The following is a 13,440-nucleotide window of genomic DNA, read 5'->3' on the forward strand; positions in this document are numbered from 1 at the left end:
CGCGTTCAGTTGCCGAAGGCGCTCGCGCAGGTCTGTTCGGCAGCCGTCTGGCCCGTGACCCCGTCGATGACGTTACTCGTGGGCGTCGGGGTGGGCGCACCTGAGGCTGCTGGTGTGTCTGTCGAGGTGGGTGCCGGCGTGTCTGTCGCGCCGGGGGTCGGCGTGGACACCACAGAAGAGCCGGGTCCTGTCGAGTCGGCGTTCAGGGTGAATGGCTCATCGGCCTTGATCTTCGCGAACAGTTCATCGGCGACATCGATCGTGGGTACGACCTTGCCGGGGTAGTCGGCGTCGCCGGTCGTGCCGGGGTACTGCACGAACACGAGTTTGGCGAGGTCGACGTCTTTCAATGCCAGCGCCAGCGACACCATCGAGTCGAGGCTTGCCAGAGTGGTCGAGAGTTTGATGTTCTGGGCAGCGGCCTGCGCCAGCCCGTAGAGCTTGGTCACGTCGGTCAGGGTGTTCGCGCTCTTCAGAGTTCGCACGAGCGACGACAGGTACTGCTGCTGCGAGGAGATGCGGGCCAGGTCGCTGCCGTCGCCGACGCCGTGCCGGGTTCGCAGGAACGCGAGGGCGGTTCCGCCAGAGATGGTGCTCGTTCCGGCAGGCAGGTCGAGGCCAGAGTCGGTGTCTTTGATGGGTTCGGCCAGGCACACCGGCACCCCGCCGACGGCATTCGTCATCTCGATCACGCCGTTGAACGAGATGAGCCCCGCATAGGGGATGGCTAAGCCAGTGAGGTTCTCGATCGTCGTCTTGATGCAGGCCAGTCCGCCGCGCTCATACCCCGTGTTCAGCGCTTCGTTGTAGGTGGCGTCATACGCTGTACCGGTACTGGGGTCTGTGCAGGCCGGATGATCGACGATCAGGTCCCGCGGAAAGCTGACCACGACCCCGCTCTTCTGGTCGGCAGACACGTGCAGCAGAATGTTCACGTCGTTGAGGGTGGCGTCGCGCTCGCCGAAGGCGTTGCCTTGGCTGGCATCGTTGTCTGTACCGACGATCAGCACGTTGAAACCGCCGACAAAGGCGCCGACGTGCGCTTCGGCTGGTGCGCCTGAGCTACCCCCGATGTCGATGGAGTTCGCCGAGACCTGCGTGGCAATGCTGGTCACTGCGATTGCAGCCACTGAGGCGCCACTGACGAGAACAACCGCGATCGCTATCGCCAGAAATTTGACGAGCGTGCTCGCGGCGCCAAGACGGCCCCGCTCTGCGTGCTTGATCGGTGGAACCATTGGAGCATCATACCTGCAGGGCTTCTGGCCGCCCGGTGTGAAGGGCCTGTTGTGAAGCAGCCGGATGAGATTAGCCCGTCAGAACCGGGCAGCGCTCTCCGCATCGGTGATGAGAAGGAGGCCCGCGGCGCCGAGACTGGCGAGCCGATCATCCACATCGCTGCTCGACGTGGTGTCACCGTCGACAGCCGGGGGCGCTGTGCCCGTGATGAGCGCGTCGAACTCGGCGATGTCGCCGATCGTCCCCAGGTGCACCTGCCCGAGTTTGCTCGCGTCTGCGACGATGACGGCCCGGCTGGCCGATTCGAGCATGCGGCGTTTGACCTGGGCCTCCGGCAGGTTCACGTTGGTCACACCCTGCTCGGCATCGACGCCGTTGCACCCGATTAAGGCGAGGTCGACGTGCAGTCCGCTCAGAACCGGCGAGACGAGAGGCTCGACCAGCGAGTGCTGCAGGGGCCGCAGCGTGCCACCGGTGACGATGACTGTGAAGCGCGGGATGGCCGGCTCCAGCGCGAGCGCGATGCTGAGCCCATTAGTGATGATCACCACGTCGCTGAGGTCTGTTCGCGCCACGAGGGCATGGGCCACCGCCAGGGCCGTCGAGCCCACGTCGAGCAGAATGCTCTGGCCCGTGCGCACCAGACTGGCCGCGAGCTCGCCGATGAGCTTCTTCTCGGCAGCGGCATCTTCGATGGCCTGCTCGAAGCTCGGCTCCTGCGCGAGTTGGCGCTGCCGGATGACCGCGCCGCCGTGTACCCGGCGAATTGCCTGCTGCGCGTCGAGTGCATCGAGGTCGGTTCGAATCGTCACGTCAGACACCCCGAAGGTGTCGCTGAGTTCGCCCACCCGGGCGAATCCGCGCTCGTCGATCACTGCGAGCATCTGTTCTCGACGGATCACGGCGGAATGCTGTACTTTAGATTTCGAAAGCATTCTGCAATTGTATTTGGGAAAACGAAAGTGTGGCTCATTTGCGCGGCTCAGACGAGAATCTCGCCAGCACTACCCCCGGCACTCCTGCGGGGGAGGTCGAAACACTCTCGATGGTCGATGGTTCGCCCATCGTCAAACGCCCGTATTCGCTCGCTGACGGCCGCGAGCTGATCTATTACGACGACGCCGACACGCTCCTCCCGCCCGAGCGCGCCGCCGACGAGCGTCTCCTCGACCCGCGCCCGCCCGTTGCCGAGATGCGCCAGGACGCGCTGACGGGGGAGTGGATCTCCATCGCCGCCGCCCGCAACAACCGCGTCTTCCTGCCGCCGGCGAACCTCGACCCGCTCGCTCCCCAAGCCCCCGACAACCCCTCCGAGGTGCCGAGCCTGTACGACGTCGCGGTGTTCGAGAACCGCTCGCCGTCGTTCGGGCCGGAGCTTCTCGGCGCGGGCGAAGCGCCCGTGCGCGACGACCACTCGATCGGGCTCGGCAAGAGCCGGGCATCCATCGGCCGCTGCGAGGTCGTGTGCTTCAGCCCCGAGCGTGAGGGTTCGTTCGGGTCGTTGCCGACCTCGCGCGCCCGAACCGTAATCGAGGCCTGGGCCGACCGTACCGCCGTGCTGCAGGCCATGCCGGGCATCGAGCAGGTCTTCCCGTTCGAGAACCGGGGCGAGCAGGTCGGTGTGACCCTGCACCACCCGCACGGCCAGATCTACTCGTACCCTTTCGTCTCGCCTCGCACCCAGAGGCTCATCGCCTCGATCGACGACTACGGCCCGACGCTCTTCGCCGACATTCTGGCGAGCGAGCAGGCGGGCGACCGGATGATCGTGCAGGGCGAGCACTGGAGCGCCTTCGTTCCCTTCGCCGCACGCTGGCCGATCGAGGTGCACATTCTGCCGCACCGCCAGGTTCCCGACCTTGCGTCGACCACTCCGGCCGAACGTGATGAGCTCGCTGTGCTCTACCCCCGCGTTCTGCGGGCCTTCGACGGCCTCTACGACACGCCGACGCCCTACATCGCGGGCTGGCACCAGGCCCCGGTGAGTTCGCACCGCGACGACATTCGCCTCATGCTGCAGATCACCTCGCCGCGCCGGGCCGCCGACCGCCTCAAGTTCCTGGCCGGCTCCGAATCGGCCATGGGAGCATTCATCGGTGATGTGCGCCCCGAGGTCACCGCCCACAATCTTCGAGAGAGTTTTGCCGCCCATGAGTGACCGCAGAGACCCGCAGCACGACGCTCCAGAGACACTCACCGCCCAGGCCGTCATCGCCCAGACCACCGCTGCGCTGACGGCCGAGTTCGAGCTCCGGCACGGCCGGCCGGCCGGCGGTGTCTGGTCGGCACCGGGCCGAGTCAACCTGATCGGCGAGCACACCGACTACAACGAGGGTTTCGTGCTGCCATTCGCCATCGACCGACGAGCGTATGTGGCTCTTGCCGCCCGGTCTGACGGGCTGGCACGCGTGTCGTCCACGTTCTCTGACGACATCGTGGAGTGTGCACTCACCGAACTCTCACCCGAGGTGCTCGCCGGGTGGTCGGCGTACCCACTGGGCGTGGCCTGGGCACTGCTCGCGGCGGCCGCCGAGGGCGAGAATCCCCGCACTCCCGACGCGCTGCCGGGCTTTTCGCTGCACATCCACTCCGAGGTGCCGATCGGCGCAGGCCTCTCGTCGTCTGCTGCGATCGAATGCGCCACAGCGGTCGCCCTCAATGAGTTCTGGCAATTGGGTGAGGCGCCGGCCAGGCTCGCCCGCATCGGGCAGATCGCCGAGAACCAGGCCGTCGGCGCCCCGACCGGCATCATGGACCAGTCCGCCTCGATGCTCGGTCACGCCGACGCGGCGGTCTTCCTCGACTGCCGCAGCATGCAGACCGCCACGATTCCCCTCGGGCTCGCGGCGAACGACTTCGAGATCCTCGTGATCGATACCAAGGTCAGCCACGATCACGCTACCGGCGGCTATGCGGATCGCCGGGCATCCTGCGAGCTCGCGGCGGCAACGATGGGTGTGTACTCGCTCAGGGAGCTGACCCCGGCCGATCTGCCGCGTATGCGCGAAGCACTCGACGAAGTGACCTTTAGGCGCGCCCGGCACATCGTCACCGAGAACGAACGGGTGCAGGAGACGGCGAGACTGCTGCGCACAGAGGGCCCGCAGGCAATCGGGGCGCTTCTGGACGCGTCACACGTCTCGATGCGCGACGACTTCGAGATCTCGGTCGCCGAGCTCAACCTGGCTGTGGAGGTCTCGCAGCGCTCTGGGGCGATCGGTGCACGGATGACCGGCGGCGGTTTCGGCGGATCAGCGCTCGCTCTCATTCCCCGTGCGCTCCGTGAATCGCTCGAAGCCGATATTCTCAAAGCATTCCGGGCAGAGGGGTTCGCCCGGCCCGACCTGTTCATCGTGCAGCCCTCTGAGGGTGCGACCATGACCGGGGCCCACGCGTCACCTGGAGAGGGAGCATCCGAATGACCTGGATCGTCACCGGAGGGGCCGGATACATCGGCTCGCACGTCGCTCGGGCATTCCTCGAGAACGGAATCGACGTCGTCGTCATCGATGACCTCTCGAGCGGTCGCGCGGAATTCGTGCCAGAGGGCGCCGTGCTCGAGCAGGGTTCGCTCGTCGATGGAGCCATCGTCGACCAGGTCTTCGCCCGGCACCAGGTGAGCGGCGTCGTTCACCTGGCCGGTTTCAAGTACGCCGGTGTCTCGGTGACGCGCCCGCTGCACACCTACACGCAGAACGTCACAGCCACAGTCAACCTGCTCGAGGCGATGGCGGCCAACGGTGTCGAATCGATCGTGTTCTCCTCGAGTGCCGCCGTGTACGGCAACACCCCGGTCGCCTTCGTCACCGAGGAGACCGCCACGAACCCCGAATCGCCGTATGGCGAGACGAAGCTCATCGGCGAGTGGATGATCGCCGACCAGGCCAGGGCGACCGGCCTCCGGCACACCAGCCTGCGGTACTTCAACGTCGTCGGTTCGGCAACGCCGACCGTGAGCGACACCAGCCCGCACAACCTGTTCCCGCTGGTCTTTCGCGCCCTGCTTGCCGGCGCGACTCCGAAGATCTTCGGCGACATGTACCCCACGCCGGACGGCACCTGTGTGCGCGACTACGTGCATGTCGCCGATGTCGCGGCCGCGCATGTCGCCGCGGCACGCAAGCTCGATGCCGGTGCGCCCCTCGAACGCGCCTACAACCTCGGCAGCGGGTCAGGCAGCTCTGTTCGCGAGATCATGACCGAGATGGCTTCAGTGACAGGCATCGCCTTCACCCCCGAGGTCATGCCCGCCCGCCCAGGTGACCCGGCACGCATTGTCGCCTCGGGTGAGCTTGCATCGCGCGACGTTGACTGGGCGCCCCGCCACACCCTCCGGGACATGATCTCCTCCGGCTGGGAGGCCGCGACCCACTCGGCGTGACCTCTCGCCGCGCCATTTCTCGGCGCGCGACCTCTACTTGGGGGTGTCGCTGAACGAGCCCGTCCAGATCGCCGCTGCGCCCGACTCGCCGATCTGCACAACCCTGATCGTGGTCGCTGTGCCGAGAGCCAGTGCCAGCACCATGAACACCACCGAGACCACCAGGGATGCCCGGCGGCTCACACGGCCGGCGAATCGGCCTGCGGGCCGCGCTCCGCGGGGTGAAGCATCGGCAGGAGTCGCCTCGGCGACCACGAACGGATCGCGCTCGTCGGGTGTGCCGAGGTTGCGTGTCGGGGGCTCCGGCTGGCGGTACGGTGCGGCGAACGAGCGGTACCAGACCCAGATCGCGGTCGCCAGAACGAACTGACCGAACGCCCAGGGTACGAGGGTGTCGCCGATGGCGGCATGCGCGGTGATGAGCGGCGTGGGGTTGACCCGGGCGAGCAGCCATTCCCCGGCGTTGGTGGCAAGCGGCACGCTGGCGAGCCCGACGAAGGTCACCAGCGGGGTGATGAAGGTCAGCTTGCGCCGGAAGGCCGGCCACACTGCCCCGAGGAAGGTCATGATGGCGCCGAGGGGCACCACGATGACCACCACGTGCACGAGCAGGATGTGGAGGGGGAGACCGTTGATCTCGTAGGGCAGCATGAACGTACTCTAACCGGCGACGATGGCGTCGCCGGCGACCTTCACCGAAACGACGCTGAGCCCCTTCTGTGCGGGGCCGTGCGTGACATCGCCCGTAGCGAGATCGAAGGTCGAGCCGTGGCAGGGGCACGCGAATTCCTTCGACGCGAAAGCGACGGCGCAACCCTGGTGCGGGCAGACCGAACTGAAGGCGACGACCGTACCGGCAGTGGGCTGGGCCACCAGGATGTCCTGCCCGCCGAAGGAGACACTCTTCGCCTGGCCGACCGGCACGTCGGCGAGCTTGGCGATCTCACCGGTGCTTCCCGAACCGGCCGAACCTGCCGACGCTGCCGGGGTCGAAGCTGTACCACCGGCGGCTCCCGTCGACGTGGTGGGGGCGCAGGCCGAAAGGGCGAGCGCGCTCGCGCCGAGCACGCCGACGCTCCCCGCTGTGAGAACCACTCGGCGGGTGACGGGGGTGTTTTCAGACATGAGTCTCCTTCTTCGGCTGCGGAATTGTCACACTGCTACTCGTACCTACGAAACGCTGGGTCATTCGGTTCACCGCCGGGTGAACTTTCTCGGTGGGCATCTCGTATGTACTGATGGAGGTGTGGAGAGTCGTGGATGATCAGGCTGAGTTGTTGCGAACACTCCACGACCAGCATGCCCCAGCGCTCTACCGTTTCGTCGTTCGACTGACCGGCGACAGGGCGTGGGCAGAAGACGTGGTGCAGGAGACGCTGTTTCGTGCGTGGCGCAGCCCTGCGATCATCCAGAACACCGGAACGGGCGTTCAGGCGTGGCTGTTCACGGTAGCGCGCAACCTCGTCATCGACGAATTCCGCAGCGCCCGCTCGCGAAACGAGATCGGTACTGACGTTCTGCCCGAGCGGGCGAGTGCCGATCGCACCGACGAACTGCTGCAGGCGTGGCTGGTGGCCGACGCCCTGACCGACCTCACGGCGGAGCATCGCGAGGTGCTGGTGCAGGCGTACTACGGCCAGAAGTCGATCGCCGAGTTGAGCGCTCTGCTCGGCATCCCGGAGGGTACCGTCAAGTCACGCCTGCACTACGGCCTGCGTGCGGTGAAGCTCGCGCTGCAGGAGCGGGGGGTGACACGATGACAGAACCCGGTGGTGGCGGGAGTCGTGAAGGCCTCGACGTGAACGAGTTCGGCGAAGACCCCTACGCCGACAGTGATGCAGCCTATGTTCTCGGAGCACTGTCGCCGAGTGAGCGCCTGCGGTTCGAGAGGCATCTGATCGGATGCCCGGCCTGCCGGGAGCGCGTCGGCGAGCTCGTCGGCCTTCCTGGGCTGCTGGCCACGGTTTCGGCTGAAGATGTGCTTGCTGGCGAGCTGCGCGGCGACGCTCGCAGCGAGGGTGCAGCGGTCGGTGATGCGGCAGTCGAGGTCGAAGCGGCCACGGGTGAAACCGTCGATGTGCTGCCACAGCTCCTGGGGCGTGCGCGTCGGCGGCGGAGCCTGGCTCGCCTGCGCATCGGCGCTGCGGCTGGGCTCGCCGTTGCCGCGGCAGTCATCGTGACGCTGGTGGTGGTCATTTCGCCCGCGGTGTCGCCGCAGGGCACGACGCCGCCTGGTGCGTCGCTGCCTACACCGGCGAGCGGAACAGCGGAGCCAGTACCGCTCACCGTGGAGCACGTGCTGCTGGTCTCCGTTCAGCCGAGCCCGCTCAGCGCGGAGGCCTCGTTCACCCCGCTGCCATGGGGCACCCGCATCGACTGGACCTGCACGTACGATGACCAAGCCGGCCAGGCGGTCGGCAGCCTCGCCTCACCCACGCCGGAAGTGAGTTCGGGGCAGAATCCGGGTCAGCCACAGGTGGGCGCGTACTCGCGCGGCTACGCGATGGTCGTCACGGCAGTCGACGGCACCCGCACGCAGGTCGCGACCTGGTCGGCGGGGCCCGGCACGGAGGTCACGCCGACGGCCACCACGAGCATCCAGCTGGCCGACATCGCTTCGGTCACCATCGTCGCGTCAGACACGGGCCAGGTCCTGCTCGGCTCGCAGCTGTAGCGCTCGGGCCCCGTCAGCGTGCGGGCGAGATCTGGGCCGAGTGGCGGTAGTGCTCGCCGTTCACGATCGTCGCGTGCCACTCGTGGGGGCCGTCTTCGCGGGCCGTGTGCAGCAGTACGCTGTGGGCTGCGTTCGAGATCATGGTGACCTGCGCCCCGGTGAGAGCGGTCATGGCGATACGGATGAGCGTGCCGTGAGCCACGACGATGATTCTCTTGCCGTGGTGCGTGGTGACGATGTCGGTCAGGGCGCTGGTCGATCGCCGGGCGACCTCGAGTTCGGTCTCTGCCCCGGTGAACCCACCAGGAATACGGAGAGCATTGAGCTCCTCGGAGTCTTGAAGGCCCTCGGCGGGCCCGTAGTCGCGTTCGACCAGAGCGGGGACCTCGGCGACGACGTTGATGCCGAGTTCAGTGCCGAGGATCTCTGCGCTCTCCCGTGCGCGGGACAGCGGTGAGCAGACGATGAAGTCCCATTCGTCGACCTGCATCGCGCGAGCCGTGGCCCGCACCTGTTCGCGGCCGGTGGCGTTCAGCGGAATGTCGGATCGGCCCTGGATGCGCTTCTGGGCGTTCCAGGCCGTTTCGCCGTGCCGAACAAGGGCGAGGGTGGTCTGCGGTGTCACTCCCCAATTCTCGCACTTTGTTCGTGATTTGGGCCCGCTAGCGCAGCATCTCGCACCGGTCAAGCCCCTGCCCAGATGAAACGTTCCGTGTTCTGTTTGAATAGTGTCTGTCTGTAGCTACGCGGGGAGTCGCCCTTTGAGCAACAAATGGAGGCGTTGGACTTGTGGGCAAACTGATCTATGGCAGTTCCGGAATCGAGGTCGTCTTCGATGACCGGGCCCTGGCTCACCTGCAGATCGTCGTCGGCAACAAGCTCAGACGCCGCGAGAGCTTCTTCTTCTCGTGGAAGGATGACGCCGAAATGGGTTCTGGTCGCAGCAGCCTATGGCTCGACCCATCCATTCCCCTGTACTTCAAGTATTTCGGCAGCAAGGTTCCGGTGGTGAACCGGGCCTGGATCCAGGTGCTCGCCGATTCGGCCAACAGTGGTGCTGGCCTGCACTACATTCCGGAGCCCACCGACTCCTAGCCTGCGTTCCGCAGGTCTCCGGTCGTCAGCACTGCTGCCGGGTCACAGGGTCAGCGTGCGGTTGACGATCTCGGCAGCGACCTCGCTGAGCGGTTTCCTGGCATTGCGGGCATAGCTCCTGATCATCGAGAACGCTTCGTTCATCTCGACGTGCTTGATGTGTGAGACCACGCCTTTGGCCTGCTCGATGACAACCCTGCTGTCGAGGGCCCGCTGGAGCTGCTCGCGCGTATCTTCGCTCTGCCGGAGCGCGCGCTCGTGCACGATGCCGATTGTAGCCATGTCTGCGAGCGCTTGCGCTGCGGCGGCGTCGGTCTCGTTGAGTTCGCCGGTGGAGTCGCTGAAGAGGTTCAGTGCGCCCATCGTGAAACCACGCAGGCGGAGCGGTACGGCGTGTACCGAGAGAAAGCCGAGGTCGAGGGCGCCGTCGCGAAAGGCGAACCAGTCCGGCCGGATCTCGCGGATGTCGGGAATCGCGACGACCGTGCCGGTGAGGTAGCACTCGACGCAGGGTCCGAGTCCGGCCCGGAGCTGGAGGATCTCGAGCAGTCGGCTTCGCTCGCTGGTCGAGGCCATGACTTCGAGAACGCCGTTCTCGTCGGCCAGCAGCAGGCCGACTGCGGCAGCGTCGAGCACGGTTGCGCAGGTGTCGACCAGCGTCTGCATCAGATCGACGACGTCGTAGCCGACGACGAGGGTGTCGGCAAGCGATACGAACGAGGCTGCGAGCAGTCCCTCTCGGGATTCCGTCATGACCGGCTCACCCCTCTCTATTGCTGCGCTCGGTCGTCGGTGAAATCGAGACGGCGTGAGACCACAGCGTGAGCGACTTCGCGCACGCTCCGCCCCGAAGCGAAGGCGTGCGCTCGCAGCAGGAGCAGGGCATCAGTCGACGAGACCTCCAACTGGGCGATGATCATGCCGGTCGCCTGGTGAACTTGCTTGCGCGAGAACCCGGGGCTCGGGTCGCTGTCGACGTCGGCGAGGTTCACCGAATCGTCGGCGAGCACTCTGCGCAAGACCTGCCAGGCCGCTATTTCGGTGAGGGAGACGACGTCCGAGACCTCGGTCTCGGTCAGCGTGAGTGGCTCGTGCGAGTACAGGTCGATCGACCCCACGTCGAGCCCGCCGAGCGTCAGCGGGAAGGCGAAGAGTGCGCCGATCTCGTACTCGCGGAGTGCTTTGGCAAAGACGGGCCAGGCCGGATGCTCGGTGAGCGCGAAATTCGGAGAGAGTACTGGCTTCCTCGTTCTCAGCGCCTGCCAGCAGGGGCCCTCGCCGAGGTCGATCTGCAGCTCGTCGATCACAACAGCCTTGGGATCGGTCGCGCAGATGGTGGAGGTGCCGAGGCGCCCGCTGCCGATCGTCGACACTGCCGCGCCCGAGACGGGGGCGACCCGCAGGAACGGTCGGCAGATGCTCGCCGTACCGTCTCCTTCGTGCGCACGCGAGAGTTCACTGTGCGCGAGAAGGTACGCCTCGCGATCGTTCCCGCTCATGGTGCGCGCCGCAGGCTAATCGCGGTAAGGGGACTTGACCATGGCGATGCCCGCGACGATTCCGGTGATGGCGACCCCGATCGAGAGGAAGGCGAGCAAACCGAGCAGTAGTTCTGGCATGTCGTTCTCCTTGAGCGAGTGCGGGTGAATCCAATTAAAGTGGCAGCGTGCCAGTTATGCAAACGGAGCAGGAATTCGCCCAGGTGGTCGCGCGTCTCCGAGGGGCAGGATGCGTCTTTGCCGAAGAAGAGGCGGCCCTGGTCTGTGAGGCCGCGGAGTCACCGGGTGGGCTCCAGGGGCTGGTGGACAGGCGGGTCAGCGGGGAGCCGCTGGAGTACATCCTCGGCTGGGCGGAGTTCTGCGGGCGCCGAGTCGGCGTGCGGCCGGGCGTGTTCGTTCCGCGGCGGCGGTCGGAGTACCTGGTCGAGCTGGCGCTGGAGGAGAGCCGGTCATCCGACCCGCTGGTGGTTCTCGACCTGTGCTGCGGTTCGGGGGCACTCGGGCTCGCCGTTGCCCGCGAGCGACCGGATGCCGTGCTGGTCTCGGTCGATGTCGACCCCTCGGCCGTTGCCTGCGCCCGGCAGAACCTGACGGGAGTCGGCGAGGTATTCGAGGGTGACCTGTATGACGCGGTGCCCGAGCGCCTGAGGGGGCGGGTCACGACCCTGCTGGTCAACGCCCCGTATGTTCCGACGGAGTCGATCGAGCTGATGCCGCCGGAGGCGCGGTTGTACGAGGCTCACGTCGCACTCGACGGCGGGGGCGACGGGCTCGACGTGCAGCGACGTGTGGCGAAGGGTGCCGCGGACTGGCTCATCGAAGGGGGGAGCCTCTTCATCGAGACGAGCGCGCTGCAGGCCGAGAGAACTGCTGCGCTCTTCGGCGAGGCAGGGCTCGAATCCCGTGTCGAGTGCTCACACGAATACGATGCGACTGTCGTGATCGCGACGATGCCTGCCAGGAGGGCGGGCCGATCATCCATTGCGCCGCGTGGTGGCCACCTGCCAGAGTGAGGTCACTATGAGCCAGACGACGACGCCACCGGCACCCGACGATCCGCAGAGCCCGCCTCAGGCCACGCCGCGGTCGCACTCTTCACAGCCCCGTCGGGCACGCGCCCACCCGAGCCGGCCCGGGCACGTGGGTACCTCGGGCCAGAACCAGCTGAACCCGATCTTCGCGCGCGAAGGCGAGGCGACGGATTTTCCGCAGAACACGCTTCCCGACGGCGAATCCCTGCCGGAGACCGCCTATCAGATTGTGCACGACGAGGCAATGCTCGATGGTAATTCGCGGCTGAACCTCGCCACCTTCGTCGGCACCTGGATGGATGAACAGGCCACCCGCCTCTATGCCGAGACCGTCGACAAGAACATGGTCGACAAAGACGAATACCCACAGACCGCGGCGATCGAGACGCGCTGCTGGAAGATGCTCTCGAAGCTGTGGAATGCACCCGACCCCGACAACTCGATCGGAACCTCGACGATCGGGTCGTCGGAGGCCTGCATGCTCGGCGGCCTCGCGCTCAAGCGTCGCTGGCAACAGGCTCGCCGGGCTGCAGGGAAATCGACCGAGCGGCCGAACCTGGTGCTCTCGAGCGCGGTGCAGGTGTGCTGGGAGAAGTTCTGCAACTACTGGGACGTCGAGCCGCGCTACGTGCCCATCACCGACGAGCACAAGGTTCTCGACGGGCACGACCTGGCGTCGTACGTCGACGAGAACACGATCGGCGTCGTCGCGATCATGGGTGTGACGTACACCGGCATGTACGAGCCGGTCGCCCTGATCGCCGCGGCCCTCGACCGCATCCAGGCCGAGACTGGGCTCGACGTTCCCATCCACGTCGACGGCGCCTCGGGCGGCATGATCGCGCCGTTCCTCCAGCCGGAGCTGGTCTGGGACTTCCGGCTCGAGCGGGTGGCTTCGATCAGCACCTCGGCGCACAAGTACGGGCTCGTGTACCCGGGCCTCGGTTGGGTGATCTGGCGCACGGTCGACGACCTGCCGAGTGACCTGATCTTCGACGTCACCTACCTCGGCGGTCACATGCCGAGTTTTGCGCTGAACTTCTCGCGACCCGGCGCGCAGGTGCTGCTGCAGTACTACCTGTTCCTGCGGCTCGGCTGGGACGGGTACTACAAGGTGCAGAAGGCCTCGCACGACGTGGCGGTGTACCTGGCGGGTGAGATCGGTGCGATGAGGGCTTTCGACCTCTGGAACGACGGCACAGACATCCCAGTGTTCGCCTGGCAGCTTGCCAAGGGGCACACCGAGAACTGGAACCTCTACCACCTGTCCGAACGACTGCGCCTGAAGGGCTGGCTGATTCCCGCGTACCCCATGCCCGACAACCTCACCGACGTGGTGGTGCAGCGCATCGTCGTGCGCAACGGGCTGAGCCTCAACCTCGCCGAGAGCCTGATGGTCGACATCAGGGAGGCGGTCGACTATCTCGACCGGCTCGAGTCGCCCATGCCGACCGAGGGAATGGTGTCATCGTTCACGCACTGAGCTCGGGCTTCTCCCTCGACGGCCGCACCTTCACCTTC

Annotated in this window: 15 protein-coding genes; 8 read left to right on the plus strand and 7 right to left on the minus strand. The window is 66.4% G+C overall.

The annotated features are described in order from the left end of the window. Nucleotides 1-5 precede the first annotated feature (5 nt). Together JOE66_RS03495 and JOE66_RS03500 are read right to left on the minus strand one after the other, a co-directional pair. Complete coding sequence (locus JOE66_RS03495) at nucleotides 6-1,238, minus strand: LCP family protein (RefSeq protein ID WP_205106804.1); 1,233 nt, start codon at nucleotides 1,236-1,238, stop codon at nucleotides 6-8. 78 nt (nucleotides 1,239-1,316) lie between these two features. Further along, on the minus strand, nucleotides 1,317-2,174 hold the full coding sequence (locus JOE66_RS03500) for a DeoR/GlpR family DNA-binding transcription regulator (RefSeq protein WP_205106806.1): 858 nt from the start codon (nucleotides 2,172-2,174) through the stop codon (nucleotides 1,317-1,319). A 110-nt stretch (nucleotides 2,175-2,284) separates the two neighbouring features. Here JOE66_RS03500 and galT point away from each other — a divergent pair, with 110 nt between their 5' ends. Genes galT through galE form a run of 3 tightly spaced genes read left to right on the plus strand, consistent with a single transcriptional unit; the run spans nucleotide 2,285 to nucleotide 5,620 of the window. Next, a complete protein-coding gene (galT, locus tag JOE66_RS03505) occupies nucleotides 2,285-3,397 on the plus strand; it encodes a galactose-1-phosphate uridylyltransferase (RefSeq protein WP_205111572.1) in 1,113 nt (370 codons plus the stop codon). After that, a complete protein-coding gene (galK, locus tag JOE66_RS03510) occupies nucleotides 3,390-4,661 on the plus strand; it encodes a galactokinase (protein WP_205106808.1) in 1,272 nt (423 codons plus the stop codon). Before galT ends, galK begins: the two co-directional genes overlap by 8 nt. After that, nucleotides 4,658-5,620 (plus strand): UDP-glucose 4-epimerase GalE, encoded by a 963-nt coding sequence (gene galE / locus JOE66_RS03515; RefSeq protein ID WP_205106810.1) that lies wholly within the window; start codon nucleotides 4,658-4,660, stop codon nucleotides 5,618-5,620. The genes galK and galE overlap by 4 nt, the downstream gene beginning before the upstream one ends. A 33-nt stretch (nucleotides 5,621-5,653) precedes the next feature. Here galE and JOE66_RS03520 read toward each other — a convergent pair whose 3' ends face one another. After that, entirely contained in the window at nucleotides 5,654-6,271 is a 618-nt protein-coding gene (locus tag JOE66_RS03520) for a hypothetical protein (protein WP_205106812.1), read from the minus strand. Nucleotides 6,272-6,280: 9 nt separating this feature from the next. After that, complete coding sequence (locus JOE66_RS03525) at nucleotides 6,281-6,745, minus strand: Rieske (2Fe-2S) protein (protein ID WP_205106814.1); 465 nt, start codon at nucleotides 6,743-6,745, stop codon at nucleotides 6,281-6,283. 113 nt (nucleotides 6,746-6,858) lie between these two features. Here JOE66_RS03525 and JOE66_RS03530 point away from each other — a divergent pair, with 113 nt between their 5' ends. Together JOE66_RS03530 and JOE66_RS03535 are read left to right on the plus strand one after the other, a co-directional pair. Then, the gene (locus JOE66_RS03530; protein WP_205106816.1) at nucleotides 6,859-7,380 is read left to right on the plus strand and encodes a sigma-70 family RNA polymerase sigma factor; all 522 of its coding nucleotides are present in this window, start codon (nucleotides 6,859-6,861) and stop codon (nucleotides 7,378-7,380) included. Continuing rightward, complete coding sequence (locus JOE66_RS03535) at nucleotides 7,377-8,294, plus strand: anti-sigma factor family protein (protein ID WP_205106818.1); 918 nt, start codon at nucleotides 7,377-7,379, stop codon at nucleotides 8,292-8,294. Before JOE66_RS03530 ends, JOE66_RS03535 begins: the two co-directional genes overlap by 4 nt. Before the next feature lie 13 nt (nucleotides 8,295-8,307). Here JOE66_RS03535 and JOE66_RS03540 read toward each other — a convergent pair whose 3' ends face one another. Beyond that, entirely contained in the window at nucleotides 8,308-8,919 is a 612-nt protein-coding gene (locus JOE66_RS03540; protein WP_205106820.1) for a histidine phosphatase family protein, read from the minus strand. Between the two features lie 164 nt (nucleotides 8,920-9,083). Between JOE66_RS03540 and JOE66_RS03545 the strand changes: the two genes are divergently transcribed. Continuing rightward, nucleotides 9,084-9,389 (plus strand): DUF7882 family protein, encoded by a 306-nt coding sequence (locus JOE66_RS03545; RefSeq protein WP_205106822.1) that lies wholly within the window; start codon nucleotides 9,084-9,086, stop codon nucleotides 9,387-9,389. 42 nt (nucleotides 9,390-9,431) lie between these two features. On the opposite strand, the gene JOE66_RS03550 is transcribed toward JOE66_RS03545, so the two are convergent. Together JOE66_RS03550 and JOE66_RS03555 are read right to left on the minus strand one after the other, a co-directional pair. Continuing rightward, nucleotides 9,432-10,142 carry a GAF and ANTAR domain-containing protein gene (locus JOE66_RS03550; RefSeq protein WP_205106824.1) on the minus strand — a complete coding sequence of 237 codons (711 nt, stop codon included), beginning with the start codon at nucleotides 10,140-10,142 and terminating at the stop codon, nucleotides 9,432-9,434. Between the two features lie 17 nt (nucleotides 10,143-10,159). After that, nucleotides 10,160-10,888, minus strand: a complete 729-nt coding sequence (locus JOE66_RS03555; protein ID WP_205106826.1) for a GAF and ANTAR domain-containing protein — start codon at nucleotides 10,886-10,888, stop codon at nucleotides 10,160-10,162. Nucleotides 10,889-11,064: 176 nt separating this feature from the next. On the opposite strand from JOE66_RS03555, the gene JOE66_RS03560 reads away from it, so the two are divergent. Together JOE66_RS03560 and gad are read left to right on the plus strand one after the other, a co-directional pair. Further along, on the plus strand, nucleotides 11,065-11,901 hold the full coding sequence (locus tag JOE66_RS03560; RefSeq protein WP_205111574.1) for a putative protein N(5)-glutamine methyltransferase: 837 nt from the start codon (nucleotides 11,065-11,067) through the stop codon (nucleotides 11,899-11,901). Between the two features lie 7 nt (nucleotides 11,902-11,908). Further along, on the plus strand, nucleotides 11,909-13,402 hold the full coding sequence (gene gad, locus JOE66_RS03565; protein WP_205106828.1) for a glutamate decarboxylase: 1,494 nt from the start codon (nucleotides 11,909-11,911) through the stop codon (nucleotides 13,400-13,402). Nucleotides 13,403-13,440: the final 38 nt, after the last annotated feature.

Source organism: Subtercola frigoramans (assembly GCF_016907385.1).
Classification (GTDB): domain Bacteria; phylum Actinomycetota; class Actinomycetes; order Actinomycetales; family Microbacteriaceae; genus Subtercola; species Subtercola frigoramans.